The following is a 14936-nucleotide window of genomic DNA, read 5'->3' on the forward strand; positions in this document are numbered from 1 at the left end:
GTGGAGGGCCTATGGGACTGGCCATCCAGCAGGAGGAGTTCTCGCCGGAGGAACATGCGCGGTTCGTGGCGCGGCTCGCGGAGAGCCTGGAGGCGCTGCGCCAGGTGCTGCGGCGTCCCGGCTTCGGCGTGGGGCCCGTGACGATGGGCGCGGAGCTGGAGGTGGCGCTGGTGGACGGCGCGGGCTCGCCGCTGCCGGTGAACCAGCAGGTGCTGGCGAAGTCGAAGGACGACCGGCTCACGCTGGAGCTCAACCGCTTCAACATGGAGATGAACCTGCGTCCCTCGCTGCTGGCGGGACGGCCGTTCACGGGGCTCCAGGCCCAGCTGGACGACGTGCTGGCGGAGCTCAAGCGCGTGGCGGCGACAGAGGGCGCGCGCGTGGTGGCGGTGGGCATCCTCCCCACGCTGCGGCAGGCGAACCTGGGCAAGAACGCGCTCACGCCGCAGGCGCGCTACCGGGCGCTGGCCACGGCCATCCGCAAGCGGCGCGACGGGCCCTTCCAGGTGGCCATCGCGGGCGACGACACGCTCAACCTCACCTGGGAGGACGTGACGCTGGAGGGGGCGAACACGTCGCTCCAGTTCCACCTGCGCGTGGCCCCGGAGGACTTCGCGCGTGTGTACAACGCCGCGCAGCTGGCCACCGGGCCGGTGCTGGCCGCGTGCGGCAACTCGCCGGTGTTCCTGGGCAAGCGGCTGTGGGAGGAGACGCGCGTGGCCCTCTTCCAGCAGGCCACCGACGACCGGAGCGACAGCGACGAGGCCGCGCACCTGCACCCGCGCGTGACGTTCGGGCACGGCTGGGTGCGCGAGGGCCCGCACGAGCTGTTCGCGGAGGCCGTCGCGCTCTACCCGCCGCTGTTGCCGGTGATGGGGCAGGAGTCCCCGCTGGAGGTGGTGGCCGCCGGAGGCCTGCCGAAGCTGGAGGAGCTGCGGCTGCACCAGGGGACGGTCTGGTCGTGGAACCGGGCCGTCTATGATCCGCAGGGCGAAGGCCACGTGCGCATCGAGTTCCGCGCGCTGCCGTCGGGCCCCACGCCGGTGGACATGGTGGCCAACGGCGCGTTCCTGCTGGGGCTGACGCTGGGGCTGGCGGAGCGGGTGGACGCGCTGCTGCCGGCGCTGCCCTTCTGGCAGGCGCGGCGCAACTTCAAGCAGGCGGCGCACCACGGCCTGGGCGCGACGCTGCTGTGGCCGTCGGAAGCCGCGCCCAGCCCCCGGGTGATGCCGGCGGTGGACCTGGTGAAGCAGCTCCTGCCGGTGGCGCGGCGCGGGCTGACGGAGGCCGGGGTGGACGCGGCGGAGGCGGACGGGCTCTTGGACATCATCGCCCGGCGGGTGGCGCTCCAGCGGACCGGGGCGCGCTGGCAGCGGGCGGTGCTGGAGCGGCTGGAGGCGCACATGCCCCGGCAGGACGCGCTGGCGGCCATGCTGGAGCGCTACCTGGAGCTGTCGGAGGAGGGGCTGCCGGTGCACACCTGGCCGGTGGAGCGCTGAGGGGACCTGGGCTCCGGGCCTGGGTGGGGGCCTTGTCGGGACGGGGCCGTCGCGGTGAATAATCGCGGCATCCTGTGGGTCAGCCTGCGGGGCCACGCGCCTCGCGCTGAAGGGTTCCGTTTCCGTGATTGCCTCCTTGTTCGCTGCGTTCCGCTCCGGCGCCCGCCGGAAGTCCTTCCTCGTGCCCGCGCTCCTGTGCGCGGGCGCACTCACCGCGTGCACGACCACCCGGAGCCACGCCAACGACCTGGCGGAGAAGGGCCGCTTCGTCGAGGCGGCCGAGGTGTACGTGAAGCTCGTCAACGACGAGCCCAACAACCCGGAGTATCGCTCGTCGCTGGAGGACCTGCGCTGGCGCGGCCTGTCGCAGCTGCTCACCCAGGCGCGGCAGGCGCGGGTGGAGGGGCGGGACGAGGACGCGGAAGTGAACCTGGAGCAGTTCTTCACCTACAAGGTGAAGTGGAACTCCAAGCTGGACGGCGGCATGGAGAGCTCGCTCCTGGAGGAGATGGCCGGCACGCACAAGCACCTGCGCCAGCTCATCATCGACCAGGCGAAGCGGGGCCACGCGCTGACGGCGGAGTCGCACCTGGACCGCAAGCGCGCGCTCTTGGGCCACCCGGAGATGGCGCCCATCCGCCGCGACATGGAGGAGGCGGTGGCGCAGGGCGGCGCGGCGACGTGCGCGAAGCTGAAGCAGTCGCTGTCCGGCGGCGCGCAGCACTGGACGGAGCTGGTGTCGCGCTACTGCGGGCGCTACCAGCAGCCCGCGCCCCGCGCGGGGATGTTCCCGGAGGCGCTGGGGGGGCCCACGTGGCAGGTGTCCGTGGATGGCATCAGCAGCGACGTGGTGCAGTACCTCATGACGCGGCTGTCGGGCGCGTTCGAGGCCTCGCCCTGGTACTCGGAGGCGTCCCAGCGCCACGCGCCCCTCACCATCGCCGGCAGCCTGAGCGAGCGGCGCATCAGCGAGCCCGTGCAGCTGACGGCGACGTGGACGGAGCGCGTGCCGTACACGGACCACGAGGACCGCACCGCGACGGCGGAGGTGCCGTACTCGGTGGAGGAGTCCTACGAGGACAAGGGCGTGATGAAGAAGCGCCTGGTCCGCCAGACGAAGACGGTGGAGTACAAGACGACGGTGGAGGTGACGAAGTACCGCGACGTGTCGCGCTCCTTCGACTACCACGCGCAGCGCAGGGGCGTGGAGTACCACTTCGCGGTGGTGGCCCAGGGCTTCCTCCAGGAGCGCCACGCGCCGCTGGCGGTGAAGGCGGAGAAGTCCCTGGAGGCCACCGGCATCGAGCACAACATCACCTTCGAGCCCGGCGGCGTGCGCCCGCAGAAGTTCGAGCGGCCGAACAAGGAGGGCTGGCTGGACGGCCAGCTGCGCGGCTACGAGCAGACCTTCTTCGCCTCGCTCCTGTCGCGCTGGCAGGACGCGTACTGCAAGGCCCCCGCCTTCGCCCTCGAGGACGCGGCCCGCTGCGCGCGCGGCGGCGCGGAGCTGCCCGCGCCCGCGAAGCAGGCCCTGATGGACACGCTGGGCGACGACGCGGCGCAGGTGCACCGGCTGTTCGTCTGGAACTGAAGGCCCGCGGGGGGCGTGGCCTCAGCCCTCGTCCTCCGCGCCCTTGCGCAGGCCCAGCATGCGGCGCAGCTCGCGCGCGGACTGGCGGCTCACCTCCACCGCGTGTCCGCGCGCCGTGCGCGCCAGGTAGCCGCCCGTCTCCAGCGGCTCCAGCCGCGTCACGTGCGACAGGTTGAGCAGCGCGCGGCGGTGCACCCGGTGGAAGTGCTCCTGGGGCAGCTTGTCCGCCAGCTCGTTGAGCGTGAAGTCGGTGAGGAAGTCGCCCTGCGCGGTGAACACCGTCACCAGCTCGTCCTCCAGCGACGCGTGGGAGATGGCGTCCGGCGACACCAGCACCAGGCCCTGCCGCGTCGGGATGGGCAGCCGCGCGAAGGCGGGCTTCTCTCCCGCGGGCACCGCCGGCTGCGGCGCCACGGCCACGGGCTTCACCCGCGCCGGCAGCCGCGCCCGCGCCCGCTCCAGCGCCTTCTGCAGCCGCGCCGCCTCCACGGGCTTGAGGACGTAGTCCACCGCGCCGTGCTCGAAGGCGTTCACCGCGTGCTCCGCGTGGGCGGTGCAGAAGATGACGTGGGGGCCGCCCTCCGGCAGCAGCGCCATCGCGTCCAGCCCGCTCAGTCCCGGCATGTGGATGTCCAGCAGCACCACGTCCACGCCGCCCGCGCGCACCGCCGCGAGCACCGAGTCCCCATCCACCGCCTCGCCGCACACGCTCACGTCCGGCAGCGCGGCCAGCAGGCGGGACAGGCGCTTCCGGGCCAGCAGTTCATCGTCGGCGATGAGGACGCGCAGGGGCTCTCTCACGTGAGGACTCCGGGTTGGGGGCCCTGGCGGGGCAGGGTGACGGTGACACGGGTGCGCCCGTCGGCGCTCTCCATGGACAGGAGGGCGTGGCCGCCATAGGCCAGCGCCAGCCTGCGCTCCACGGTGGGCAGGCCCACGCTGCCCTCGCGCGGGCCCCGGGACGCGCCGGGGTTGTCGATGGACACCACCACCGTCCCCTCGCGCGCCACCACCTCCACGCTCAGCGGGCCCCGGTGGCCGGCCGCCGGGCCGTGCTTCACCGCGTTCTCCGCCAGGGGCAAGAGCACCAGCGGGGGCACGGGCACGTCCGCGAGCCCGTCCGCCACGTCCATGCGCAGCTGGAACAGGTCCGGGTCGCGCAGGAGGTGCAGGTCGAAGAGCGTGCGCATCAGCTCCAGCTCCTGCGACAGCGGCCAGGTGACGCTGCGCACGCCCGCGAGGACGGAGCGGAGCATCGTGGACAGCCGCAGCACGGCGGCCTCGGCGACGGCGCCGTCCTCGCGGCACCACTCCGCGATGGCGTTGAGCGTGTTGAAGAGGAAGTGCGGATCCAGGTGGCTGCGCAGGGCCAGCAGCTGCGCCTGCTCGGCCTCCCAGGCGAAGCGGGCGGCGCGTGCCCGCTCGTGGGCCAGCGTCTCCTCGAAGCCGATGTCCCGCCCCAGCCCCCAGCCCGCGACCAGGAACAGGCCGCCGCAGATGGCCAGGTTGTACGGCTCCGACAGGAACGTGGGCTGCATCTGCGTGACGCGCGGCAGGGCATAGCCCACCGACAGCACCACGCCGCTGCCCACCGCCGCGTAGAGCAGCAGGCGGATGCCGCCGTGGCTCAGGTCCAGCCCCTCCGGGAACAGCACCCGGTACGACACGGGCGCCACCACCACGCACAGCAGGCACAGCAGGAGGCCAATCCAGAACGCGCGCGGGTCCAGGCTCCAGCGCACCTGGGCCGCGAGCAGCGGAATGGACACCAGGACGATGGGCGCCAGCCGCCACGGCGCGACGAGCGCGCGCAGCGTGGCGCGAACGATGGAGCCTTCCGACGATGTCTCCGGCATGCGGAAGCGGAAGGCTACACCGTCCCGCGCCCTAGCGCTGGGGGGCGGGCGCGGGGACGAGGTCCAGGACGAGCGTCCCGGCGAGCACCGCTGGGAAGAAGAGGACGGCGAGCACGAACAGGAGCGGCGAGCGCAGTGAGAACATGGGGGCTTTCTCCAGTGTCCGTGAAACATGCCCACGCACTGTGCCAGCGACCCAGGGGCCCTTCAGGGAGGGTTGCCCCCGGCCGTCGCGAGCCCCGGGTGAGCGGTCGCTCAGGCGCTCTGGACCGCTCCCGCCGCCTCCCCGCCCAGCGCGTCCGCCAGCCGCGTCGCCTCGCGGATGCAGTCGTTGACGCCCACGCCCCGGTACGCGTTGCCGGTGAGGTGCAGGCCGGGCCAGCGCTTCAAGCGCTCGTCCATCGCCGCCATGCGCTCCAGGTGGCCCACGGTGTACTGCGGAATCCCGCGCGGCCAGCGGATCACCTCCGTCAGCTCCGGCGTGGCGGTGAGGCCCGCCATCGCCTTCAGCTCCTCGCGCGCCAGCGCCGCCAGCGCGTCCTCGTCCCGGGCCACCACGTCCGGCCGGCGCGCGCCGCCCATCAGGCACGTCAGCAGCACCCGCCCGCCCTCCACGCGGAAGGGGAACGTGGTGGAGACGTGGATGGTGCCCAGCATCGCCGTGCCCTCCACCGCCGGCACCAGGAACCCGAACCCGTCCGGCTTCGGCACCGTCCCCGGCGCGAAGCCCAGGTGCACCACGGCGATGGGCGCGTAGGGGATGCTGTCCGCCTGCCGCGCCAGCTCCGCGTCCAGCGGGCGCAAGAGCGCCGCCGCCACGTGCGCGGGCACCGCCAGCACCACGTGCGACGCGGTCAGCTCCGCCGGCTGGCCACGCTCCTGGAAGCGCACCTTCCAGCCGTCCGCCACACGCTCCAGCCCCTCCACCCTCGCGTCCGTGCGCACCGCGCCGCCCAGCGCCTTCGCCAGCGCGTCCACCAGCACGCCCAGGCCGCCGTCGAACGTGCTCATCTGTCCGGTGAGCCCGGGGCCCGCGCCCGCGGCCTTCGCCTGCCGCGCCGCGCGCTGCGCCCGGATGGCGCCCAGGATGAGGCTGCGGTGCTCGCGCTCGAACTTCACCAGCTGCGGGAAGGTGGCCTCCGCGCTCAGCTGCTCCGGGTCTCCCGCGTAGGTGCCCGTCTGCATCGCGTCCAGGAGGACCGAGGTCGCCTCGCGTCCCAGGTGGCGCCGACCCAGCTGGGCCAGGGATTCATCCGAACCCGTGGGGTTGCGCCGGCTGAACAGCTCCCCCACCACCCGCAGGCGGGACGCGAGGGGAAGGATGTCGGACTTCAGGAAGGCCGGAGGGGACGCGGGGAGGGCTCTCAACGCACCGCGTGTGAATACAAAACGGTTTTTCGCCGCCGCGTCCGCCGGACGGATTCTTGAAGACACACCAAGGGTCTCCGCCAGTTCACGGGTCGTGGGCTCCCGGTCCAGGAAACTGTTGGGCCCGGCCTCCAGCAAGTAGCCCGCTCGTGCGTGGGTCTGCACGTTTCCGCCCACGCGCGAAGTCGACTCCAGCACCACGGCAGATGTTCCGCGAGCCCGCAATCGGTGAGCCAGGGCCAATCCGGTGATGCCTCCCCCAATGACCGCGACCGTCATGACGTCTGAACTCCTACCCTTGTCTTGAGGTGAGCAACCCCGGGCGCCTTAGTGCGAAGGCAAGAGCTTTGCCAAGGAGAGCAATCCGGCGCGTTAATAAAGGCATGCGCTATGTCATCACGGGAGCCAGCCGTGGCATCGGTTTCGAATTCGTGCAGCAACTGCTGCGACGGGGGGAAACCGTGGACGCCGGCGTGCGGGCCCCGGAGCTGGCGCGCCGGCTGGAGCCGCTGCTGCTGGAAGCAGGCAACCGCCTGAGGATCCACCCGCTGGACGTCACCTCCGCGGCGAGCGTCCAGGCGTTCGCGGAGCGTGTCTCCCTGGAGCCGGTGGACGTGCTCATCAACAACGCGGGCGTGTCCGGCCAGTGGGTGGGGCTGCACGAGCTGGACTTCGAGGACCTGGCGCGCACCATCGAGGTGAACGCGCTCGGGCCGCTGCGCATCACCTCCGCGCTCTTGCCGGCGCTGCGGACCGGGGCGGGGCGCAAGGTGGCGCACGTCACGTCGCGCATGGGGTCGCTCTCCAGCAACACGGAGGGCGGCGCGTACGCCTACCGCATGTCCAAGGCCGCGCTGAACATGGGCGTGCGCTCCATGTCCAACGACCTGCGCCGCGAGGGGCTGGCGTGCGTGCTGCTGCATCCGGGATGGGTGCAGACGGACATGGGCGGGCAGGACGCGCCGCTGCCGCCGGAGGAGTCCGTGCGCGGGATGCTGAGGGTCATCGACAGCATCTCGCTGGAGCACTCCGGCCGGTTCTTCGACTACGAGGGCGCCGAAGTGCCCTGGTAGTGCCCTGAGGGATGGGGTTGGTGTTCCCGGGTGAACACTCCCCCAGCCCCCGGGGGCAGGCAAGCAGCCCCCGGGGACGAGGCCTTCCCTGGCGCCTGCCTGCCTTCGTCCCCATCTCGTCGCGAGGACGTTCGCGGCGGAGGGGTGGATGGCGTGGCGGCGGTGGTGGCCCGTGGGGTGGGTGGCGGCGTGTCTCGTGGCGTGCGGTCCAGGCGCGTCCACGCCGAAGCAGGGGCAGGATGCCGTGACGCCGGGCGATGAGCCCTCGACGCCGGTGACGCCTCCGGACGAACCCCCCACCGGGGAGACGCCCCCGCCCGACGCGCCTCCTCCCGACGAGGAGCCCCCTCCCGACGAGACGGCGGAGGAGCCGCCGCCGGAGGAGGAGTCCCCGGTGCTGACGGCCTGCGCGCCGGAGCCCGCGGCGGACGCCTCGCTTCCCGAAGCCGAGCGCACCGCCCGCCATGACTACGCCTGCACCGGTATCGCCCTGGAGGGCGCGCTGGTGTCCACCGCGGGGACGCCGGTGGTGGACGCCGTGGTGAAAGTAGGGGATGCGCAGGCGCGCACGGACAAGGCGGGCCACTTCCGCTTCCCCGTGCTGCCCCGTCACAACCGGCTGCTCACGGTGGACGCGGAGGGCTTCCGCCCGGCGGTGGTCGCGGTGGAGCTGCGCCGGAGCCTGACGGAGACGCGCGTGACGCTGCCGCCGGTGCGCCTGTCCGCGAAGGACGGCGTGCGGATGCTCTTCGCGGGCGACGTGTCGCTGGGCCGGCGCTTCCTGGATCCGGACGACACCACGCCGCGCAACCAGATGCCGAAGGACGACCCGGCGGCGCTCATCCGCGTGTCGGATCCGCTGCCGGGCACGAAGGCCGTCTTCACGCACGTGCGGCCCTACTTCCAGGCGGCGGACTTCCGCGCCGTGAACCTGGAGACGCCGGTGACGGACCACCCGTCCACGCCCCACGACGAGAAGGCCTACGCGTTCTTCACGCTGCCCGGCTCCTTGCCCGCGCTGCCGTGGCTGGGCGTGGACTACGTGAGCCTGGGCAACAACCACGTCTACGACTACCTGGCGCCGGGGCTGAGCGACACGCTCGCGCACGTGGCCGCGACGGGCATGGCCTTCAGCGGCGCGGGGCGCGACGAGGACGAGGCCTTCGTGCCGGCGCGCGTGCCGCTCGCGGGCGCGAACTACAGCCTGGTCTCCATGTGCTCCATCACCGGCAGCGCGCACGACCAGCAGTACGTCGCGGGCCCCAACCAGGGCGGCGCGGCGGACGCGCGGAACATGACGCGGGTGTCCGCGCTCCTGGGCGCGGAGCGGGCGCAGGGGCGCGTGCCGGTGGCGGTGCTGCACACCGGCGTCGAGTACAGCGTCCGGCCCTCCCCCCCGACGGCGCAGCGGATGCGCGACCTGGTGGACGCGGGCGCGGGGCTGGTCATCGCGCACCACCCGCACATCCCGCAGGGCTTCGCGCGCCACGAGGGCGTGCTGATGGCGCAGTCGCTGGGCAACTTCGCCTTCGACCAGGACCGCCTGGAGACGATGGTGGGGCTCATGGCGGAGGTGGAGGCCACGGGCGCGCGCGTGGACCGCGCCCGCGCGGTGCCCGTCTACATCGAGGACTACCGCCCCCGGCCCATCGCGGGCGACCTGGCGGACAGCTTCCTGCGCAACCTGGCGGAGCTGTCCCGCGAGGGCGGCGTGGAGCTGGTGCCCCAGCCCTCCTGGGGCGAGCTGCTCGCCGAAGGCCAGCAGGCGACGGTGAGCGAGCGCACGGTGGACGTGCCGGTGACGGTGGACGCCAACGGCCGCGCCACGGTGGACCTGCGGCCGCTGCGCCAGGCGGGCGAGTCCGTGGCGGTGGCCCGGCTCACGGGCGCGGCGGAGGGCACGGGCGTGAAGCTCAAGGCCGGGCGCGACGTGCTCCTGCACGGCGACTTCGAGGACCACGACGTGGACGACGACGCCAACGAGGCGCCGCGCTGGAGCGTGGGCCCGGCCGCGGGCTACGTGTGCCAGGACGGGCCGCACCGGGGCGCCGCGGCCCTCTGTCAGCGCCGGGCGTCGGGCGAGCGGAGCGCGGCGGTGAGGCTGGTCAACCGCTTCCGTCCGCCGGGCTTCGCCGAAGGCCCGCCCAACCGCGACCTCACGGCGGTGGCGTGGCTGAAGGGCCAGGGCGGCGGCGCCTTCTCCGCGAAGGTGCAGTACCTGCCCGTGGAGTCCTACACGCTCTTCGGCGAGCAGACCCTGCTGCGCCATGACGGCGGCACCTACGACTGGACGCTGGTGGCGGAGGACCTGCGTTTCCCAGCGGATCCGCCGAGGCCGGACCTGTGGAACGCGCCCTGGGCGTTGGACCTGACGCTCAACACCGCGCCCCCGAAGTCCGGCCAGGGCGTGACGGCGGTGGACGACCTGGCGCTGGTGGCCTGGGAGAAGCAGGCCACGGGCGGCACGCTGACGCTCCAGACGCCGCACGCGCGGGACTTCGTGCGGGTGGAGGCCCCGGCGGGCACGTACACGCTGCGCGTCACCTTCCGCGAGCACCGCGTGCCCTGACCGGGCTCACGGCCTCAAGGGCTCACGGATAGAGCAGCTGCGTCTTCCAGCCCGCGCCGTCGCGCAGGTAGAGGTTGCGCTCGTGCAGCCGGCTGGGGCGGCTGTGCCAGAACTCGATGCGGTCCGGCACCACGCGGAAGCCGCTCCAGTGCGGCGGCCGCTCCACCGGGCGGCCCTGGAAGCGCGCCTCCACCTCCGCCACGCGCTGCTCCAACAGCTCGCGCGAGGGCAGCTCCTGGCTCTGGAGGCTGGCCCACGCGCCAATCTGGCTGCCGCGCGCGCGGCTCTGGAAGTACGCGTCCGCCTCCGCGTCCGTCACCTGCTCCACCCGGCCCTCGATGCGCACCTGCTGCTCCAGGGGCTGCCAGAAGAAGCACAGCGCCGCGTACGGGTGCGCGGTGAGCTGGCGCCCCTTGCGGCTGTTGTAGTTGGTGAAGAAGACGAAGCCCCGCGCATCGAAGTCCTTGAGCAGCACCACGCGCGAGCTGGGGCGGCCCTGGTCGTCCACGGACGCCACGACCATGGCGTTGGGGTCCACGGGAATTGCGGCCTTCGCCTGGGCGAAGAGGTCCGCGAAGCGCTGGATGGGGTCGGGTGGAATCGTCGTCACGCGGCGCACCATAGGAAACACGGCTCCGGCGCGCACGTTCGCGGTTGACTCCCTGTCGGGACTCGCACGCAATGGCGGGACTCATGAAGATCCTCTTCATCGCCTCGGAGGTCACCCCCTTCTCGAAGACGGGGGGACTGGGCGACGTGGCCGGGGCCCTGCCCACGGCGCTCGCCGGCCTGGGGCACGACGTGAAGATCGTCACGCCCCGCTACCAGGACGTGCGCAACACCGGACACTTGCTGCCCACCGGCCAGTCCCTGGTGCTGCGCTTCCCCTTCGGTGAGACGGGCGGCCCCATCCTGTCCGCGCGCCTCTCCGAACGCCTGGAGGTCCTCTTCCTGGAGAACGAGGCCTTCTACGGCGGCCGCAAGGGCCTCTACGGCGACGCGGGCGGCGAGTTCCAGGACAACCCCCGCCGCTTCGCCTACCTGTGCGTGGGCGCGCTCCAGGCCGCGCAGCGGCTGCGCTTCTTCCCGGACATCATCCACCTGCACGACTGGCAGACGGGGCTGGTCCCGGTGGCGCTGCGCCGGGGCTTCCAGGGCACGCCGCTGGCGAAGGCGAAGTGCGTCTTCACCATCCACAACCTGGCCTACCAGGGGCACTTCCCCAAGCGGACCATGGACGACCTGGGGCTGCCGTGGGACCTGTTCACCCCGGAGGGCGTGGAGTTCTACGACCAGGTGAACTTCCTCAAGGCGGGGCTCGTCTACTCCGAGGCGCTCACCACCGTGTCGCCCACCTACGCCCGCGAAATCCAGACGGCGGAGCAGGGCTACGGGCTGGATGGCCTGCTGCGCCGCCGCTCGCACGCGCTCACCGGCATCCTCAACGGCATCGACGCGCACGAGTGGAACCCCCGGACGGACGCCTTCCTGCCGGCGCGCTACGGCCCGGATGACCTGGCGGGGAAGGCCGTGTGCAAGCGCGCCCTGCTGGAGCGCTTCGGCCTGCCCACGGAGGGAAAGGCGCCGGTGTTCGGCATCGTCAGCCGGCTGGCGTGGCAGAAGGGCGTGGACCTGCTCCTGGAGACGCTGCCCGCGGCGCTCCAGGCGGACCTCAAGTTCGTGGCGGTGGGCAACGGCGACCCTGTCCTGGAGGACGGCCTGAGGGCGCTGCAGGCCCGCTTCCCGAAGCAGGTGGGCGTGCGCATCGGGTTCGACCCGGAGCTGTCACACCTGGTGGAGGCGGGGGCGGACTTCTTCCTCATGCCCAGCCGCTATGAGCCGTGCGGCCTGAACCAGATGTATTCCCTGCGCTACGGCACGGTGCCCATCGTCCGGGCCACGGGCGGGCTGGTGGACACGGTGGAGGGAGGGCTGGACGGCAACGGCATCCTCTTCGAGTCCTTCCACCGCTCGGCGCTCCTGGCCGCCATCCGCCGGGCGCTCTCCCTGTACGCGGACCCCGCACGGCTGGGCGACTTCCAGGTGCGGGGCATGGGGAAGGACTTCTCCTGGGCCGCGTCCGCCCGGAAGTACGAGTCCCTCTTCTCCTCCCTGGTAGAGGAATAGTGGGGCCCCTTCCGGATCCGCGCTAAACTTGCCGCGTGGCGGAAGCTCCGGACCTGGGTGGCTATGAAGTGGTCGGCCGGCTGGCGGTCGGCGGCATGGCCGAGGTGTATCAGGCGCGTGCCCGTGAGACGACCCAGCGCTCCCCCGGGGAGCCCGAGGAAGTCGTCATCAAGCGGCTGCACCCGTCCTTCCGCAACGACCCCGCGTATGTGAAGGCCTTCGTCGACGAGGCGAAGCTCACGGTGCGCCTGCGCAACGCGCACATCGTGCGGACGTTCCGGCTGTTCCGCGCCGGGCCGGACTACCTCATGGTGCAGGAGCTCGTGAGTGGCCGGACGCTGGGCTACATGCAGGAGCTGCTCATCAAGGCGGGCGCCGCGATGCCGCCGGAGTCCGCCTGCTACATCGCGTGGTGCATCCTCAAGGCGCTGGACTACATCCACCGCGCCAAGGTGGGGGAGAACGGCGCCACCATCGTCCACCGCGACGTGAACCCCGCCAACGTGCTCCTGGGCATCCAGGGCGACGTGAAGCTCACCGACTTCGGCGTGGCGGAGGTGGAGGGGATGATGCGCGGCGACTCGGGCGCGCTGCGCGGCACGCTGCCGTACATGAGCCCGGAGCAGGTGCTGGGGCAGGCGGTGGACGCCCGCACGGACCTGTACGCGGTGGGCGTCATCCTCTGGGAGCTGTGGGGCGGCCGCCGCCTCTTCACCGGCGACAACGAAGCGCAGCTCATGCACCAGGTGCGGGACGCGCGCGTGCCGCTGTTGTCCTCGCTGTCGCCGGACCTGCCGGACTACGCGGCGCGGGTGGCGCGCAAGGCGCTGTTCGCGGACCGGGCCCGCCGCTTCCAGTCCGCGGCGGAGTTCATCAAGGCGCTGGAGGTGCTGGCGCGCCGCGCGGGCTGGCCCCTGACGGTGGAGGCGCTGCAGCCTCTGCTGGGCGGCTGATGCGCTCGCGCCGGGCGGTGCTCGGGCCAGCCCTGGCCGGTCTCTTCCTCCTGTCCGGCTGCCTGGGCGTGGTGCCCTTCCGCCCGCGCGCCTACGACGAGGCGGTGCGGGTGGAGGCGGTGGGCGTGGCCTTCACGCGGGACGGCTCCGGCGCGCTCACGCTGAAGCTCCAGGTGGCGAACCCGTCCTCGGACGCGGCCACGCTCACCCGCGTGGACTTCGACCTGCGCGTGGACGGCCGGCGCGTGGCCACCGGCGAGCAGGTGCTGGGCGTGCCCCTGGACGGGCAGGGCCAGGTCCCCCTGGAGGTCTCCTTCCCGCTGGCCGTGGCGCGCGGGGGCGGCCGTCCGGAGACGGGCTCGCACGCGGTGCGGCTGGAGGGCGGCGTGGTGCTGCGCTTCGGCGGCTCCGAGCGGCGCGCGCCCTTCCGGGACGCGCGCTCGCTGGACATCGCGTGGATGCCGGGCGGGGAGTCCAGCCCGGCGCCGTGAGGCGCCTCGTTCAGCTCTTGGCGTCCGGGGCCGCGCCGGAGTCGGCGGGCGGGCGCGGTGGGCCCTGGCCGTCGTCCTTCGGCGCGGGGACGCCGTCGCGGGGCGCGCCGTCCGCGGTGCCCGGGGCGACGCTCTTGAGGCGGGACATCCGCACGCGGTCGATGCGGGCGCCCTCCTTGGTGGCCACGACGAACTGCCAGCCGTTGTACGTGAAGCGCTCGCCCACGTCGGGCAGGTGGCCCGCCAGCGAGGACAGGTAGCCGCCCAGCGTGTCGAAGTCGCCCTCCGGCAGCGGGAAGCCGAAGAGCTTCGTGAACTGATCCACCTCCATGGCGGCGTCCACCAGCGAGGTGCCGTCGGCCATCTTCTCGACGAGCTTCTCCTCCACCTCGAACTCGTCGCCGATGTCGCCCACGATTTCGCGGAGGATGTCCTCCAGCGTGACGACGCCCATGAAGCCGCCGTACTCGTCGACGACCATGGCCATGTGGATCTTCCGCTTCTGCATGTCGCGCAGCAGGTCCCCCACGGGCTTCATCCACGGCACGAAGTGGGCGGGGCGGATGACGTCCTGCAGGACGATGAGCTCCGGGTGCTGGAGCAGCGGGATGAGGTCGCGCGCGTGCAGCACGCCGACGATGTGGTCCACGTCGTCCTTGTAGACGGGGATGCGCGAGTGGTTCTCCTCCGCCAGGATGCGCAAGACCTCCTCCGGCGGCGTGGTGACGTCCACGGAGATGACGTCCGTGCGGTTGACCATCACGTCGCGGCAGCGCTTGTCGGACAGCTCGAAGATGGAGCGGATGAGCTGCGGGGCGCTCTTGTCCACCTCGTTGCGCGCGGCCTGGGCGGCGAGCAGCTTCTCCAGCTCCTCCAGGGGCGGGGGCGGCGGCTCGAAGCGCAGGGGGCGGCCCATGGTGCGGGCGCCCAGGTTGAGCAGGCCCAGCATCAGGCGCATGGGCGGGTAGAGCACCGTCACCAGCAGGGACACCAGGCCCGACAGCCGCAGGGCCCAGCGCTCCGGGTTGCCGTTGGCCAGGCCCCGCAGCGTCACCTCCATGAGGCTCGCGAGCACGCCCACGAAGAGGGCGCCCGCGCACACCGTGGCCACGGGCACCCAGGTGGCCTCGGCGTAGCGGCTGAAGTCCAGGAGGCGCGGCGGGACGAAGGCGCCAATGGCGGCGGCGAGGAAGCCGGACAGCACCATCCCCAGGCGAAGGGCGGTGGCGGCGGGTTCACGCTCGGTCTTGTGACGGAGCACCCGGCGGGCGGCGACGGTCTTGCTCTCCTCCGCGAGCTCCTGGGCGCGCAGGTCGGACGTCCCATAGAGCGCGGACTCCGCGGCGGCGACCAGGGACCTCATGAAACAGAGGGCCAGGCAGGCGACCCAGAGGGTCCAGGTAGGCATA

At 72.6% G+C, this 14936-nt stretch carries 12 protein-coding genes; 7 read left to right on the forward strand and 5 right to left on the reverse strand.

Annotated features, from left to right (window positions below; translation table 11 throughout):
• Nucleotides 1-11 precede the first annotated feature (11 nt).
• Both NR792_RS33170 and NR792_RS33175 read left to right on the forward strand, forming a co-directional pair.
• Entirely contained in the window at nucleotides 12-1499 is a 1488-nt protein-coding gene (locus NR792_RS33170; RefSeq protein ID WP_375756715.1) for a glutamate--cysteine ligase, read from the forward strand.
• A 124-nt stretch (nucleotides 1500-1623) separates the two neighbouring features.
• Nucleotides 1624-3090 carry a hypothetical protein gene (locus tag NR792_RS33175; protein ID WP_375756716.1) on the forward strand — a complete coding sequence of 489 codons (1467 nt, stop codon included), beginning with the start codon at nucleotides 1624-1626 and terminating at the stop codon, nucleotides 3088-3090.
• Between the two features lie 21 nt (nucleotides 3091-3111).
• On the opposite strand, the gene NR792_RS33180 is transcribed toward NR792_RS33175, so the two are convergent.
• From NR792_RS33180 to hemG, 3 genes are all read right to left on the reverse strand, one after another.
• The gene (locus tag NR792_RS33180) at nucleotides 3112-3891 is read right to left on the reverse strand and encodes a LytR/AlgR family response regulator transcription factor (RefSeq protein WP_375756717.1); all 780 of its coding nucleotides are present in this window, start codon (nucleotides 3889-3891) and stop codon (nucleotides 3112-3114) included.
• Nucleotides 3888-4946 carry a sensor histidine kinase gene (locus NR792_RS33185; protein WP_375756718.1) on the reverse strand — a complete coding sequence of 353 codons (1059 nt, stop codon included), beginning with the start codon at nucleotides 4944-4946 and terminating at the stop codon, nucleotides 3888-3890. The genes NR792_RS33180 and NR792_RS33185 overlap by 4 nt, the downstream gene beginning before the upstream one ends.
• Nucleotides 4947-5201: 255 nt before the next feature.
• Complete coding sequence (gene hemG, locus NR792_RS33190; RefSeq protein ID WP_375756719.1) at nucleotides 5202-6593, reverse strand: protoporphyrinogen oxidase; 1392 nt, start codon at nucleotides 6591-6593, stop codon at nucleotides 5202-5204.
• Between the two features lie 104 nt (nucleotides 6594-6697).
• On the opposite strand from hemG, the gene NR792_RS33195 reads away from it, so the two are divergent.
• Together NR792_RS33195 and NR792_RS33200 are read left to right on the forward strand one after the other, a co-directional pair.
• Nucleotides 6698-7387: an SDR family oxidoreductase gene (locus tag NR792_RS33195; protein WP_375756720.1), complete on the forward strand. Its 690-nt coding sequence runs from the start codon at nucleotides 6698-6700 to the stop codon at nucleotides 7385-7387.
• A 148-nt stretch (nucleotides 7388-7535) separates the two neighbouring features.
• Nucleotides 7536-9956, forward strand: a complete 2421-nt coding sequence (locus tag NR792_RS33200; protein WP_375756721.1) for a CapA family protein — start codon at nucleotides 7536-7538, stop codon at nucleotides 9954-9956.
• 22 nt (nucleotides 9957-9978) lie between these two features.
• Here NR792_RS33200 and pdxH read toward each other — a convergent pair whose 3' ends face one another.
• Nucleotides 9979-10578 (reverse strand): pyridoxamine 5'-phosphate oxidase, encoded by a 600-nt coding sequence (pdxH, locus tag NR792_RS33205; protein WP_375756722.1) that lies wholly within the window; start codon nucleotides 10576-10578, stop codon nucleotides 9979-9981.
• A 71-nt stretch (nucleotides 10579-10649) separates the two neighbouring features.
• Between pdxH and glgA the strand changes: the two genes are divergently transcribed.
• Genes glgA through NR792_RS33220 form a run of 3 tightly spaced genes read left to right on the forward strand, consistent with a single transcriptional unit; the run spans nucleotide 10650 to nucleotide 13527 of the window.
• A complete protein-coding gene (glgA, locus tag NR792_RS33210; RefSeq protein ID WP_375756723.1) occupies nucleotides 10650-12083 on the forward strand; it encodes a glycogen synthase GlgA in 1434 nt (477 codons plus the stop codon).
• 35 nt (nucleotides 12084-12118) lie between these two features.
• Nucleotides 12119-13036 carry a serine/threonine protein kinase gene (locus tag NR792_RS33215; RefSeq protein ID WP_375756724.1) on the forward strand — a complete coding sequence of 306 codons (918 nt, stop codon included), beginning with the start codon at nucleotides 12119-12121 and terminating at the stop codon, nucleotides 13034-13036.
• Nucleotides 13036-13527, forward strand: a complete 492-nt coding sequence (locus NR792_RS33220; RefSeq protein WP_375756725.1) for a hypothetical protein — start codon at nucleotides 13036-13038, stop codon at nucleotides 13525-13527. The genes NR792_RS33215 and NR792_RS33220 overlap by 1 nt, the downstream gene beginning before the upstream one ends.
• Before the next feature lie 10 nt (nucleotides 13528-13537).
• Here NR792_RS33220 and NR792_RS33225 read toward each other — a convergent pair whose 3' ends face one another.
• Nucleotides 13538-14935: a hemolysin family protein gene (locus tag NR792_RS33225; protein ID WP_375756726.1), complete on the reverse strand. Its 1398-nt coding sequence runs from the start codon at nucleotides 14933-14935 to the stop codon at nucleotides 13538-13540.
• Nucleotide 14936: the final 1 nt, after the last annotated feature.

Origin of the sequence: Corallococcus exercitus, from assembly GCF_042231735.1 — a bacterium.
GTDB classification, from domain to species: Bacteria; Myxococcota; Myxococcia; order Myxococcales; family Myxococcaceae; genus Corallococcus; species Corallococcus exercitus_B.

What these genes read in the sequence shown, in the direction of transcription:
- NR792_RS33195 (WP_375756720.1), top strand. Translation starts at nt 6,698, where the DNA reads ATGCGCTATGTCATCACGGGAGCCAGCCGTGGCATCGGTTTCGAATTC.
- NR792_RS33200 (WP_375756721.1), top strand. Translation starts at nt 7,536, where the DNA reads ATGGCGTGGCGGCGGTGGTGGCCCGTGGGGTGGGTGGCGGCGTGTCTC.
- NR792_RS33170 (WP_375756715.1), top strand. Translation starts at nt 12, where the DNA reads ATGGGACTGGCCATCCAGCAGGAGGAGTTCTCGCCGGAGGAACATGCG.
- hemG (WP_375756719.1), bottom strand. Translation starts at nt 6,593, where the DNA reads ATGACGGTCGCGGTCATTGGGGGAGGCATCACCGGATTGGCCCTGGCT.
- glgA (WP_375756723.1), top strand. Translation starts at nt 10,650, where the DNA reads ATGAAGATCCTCTTCATCGCCTCGGAGGTCACCCCCTTCTCGAAGACG.
- NR792_RS33220 (WP_375756725.1), top strand. Translation starts at nt 13,036, where the DNA reads ATGCGCTCGCGCCGGGCGGTGCTCGGGCCAGCCCTGGCCGGTCTCTTC.
- NR792_RS33225 (WP_375756726.1), bottom strand. Translation starts at nt 14,935, where the DNA reads ATGCCTACCTGGACCCTCTGGGTCGCCTGCCTGGCCCTCTGTTTCATG.
- NR792_RS33185 (WP_375756718.1), bottom strand. Translation starts at nt 4,946, where the DNA reads ATGCCGGAGACATCGTCGGAAGGCTCCATCGTTCGCGCCACGCTGCGC.
- pdxH (WP_375756722.1), bottom strand. Translation starts at nt 10,578, where the DNA reads ATGGTGCGCCGCGTGACGACGATTCCACCCGACCCCATCCAGCGCTTC.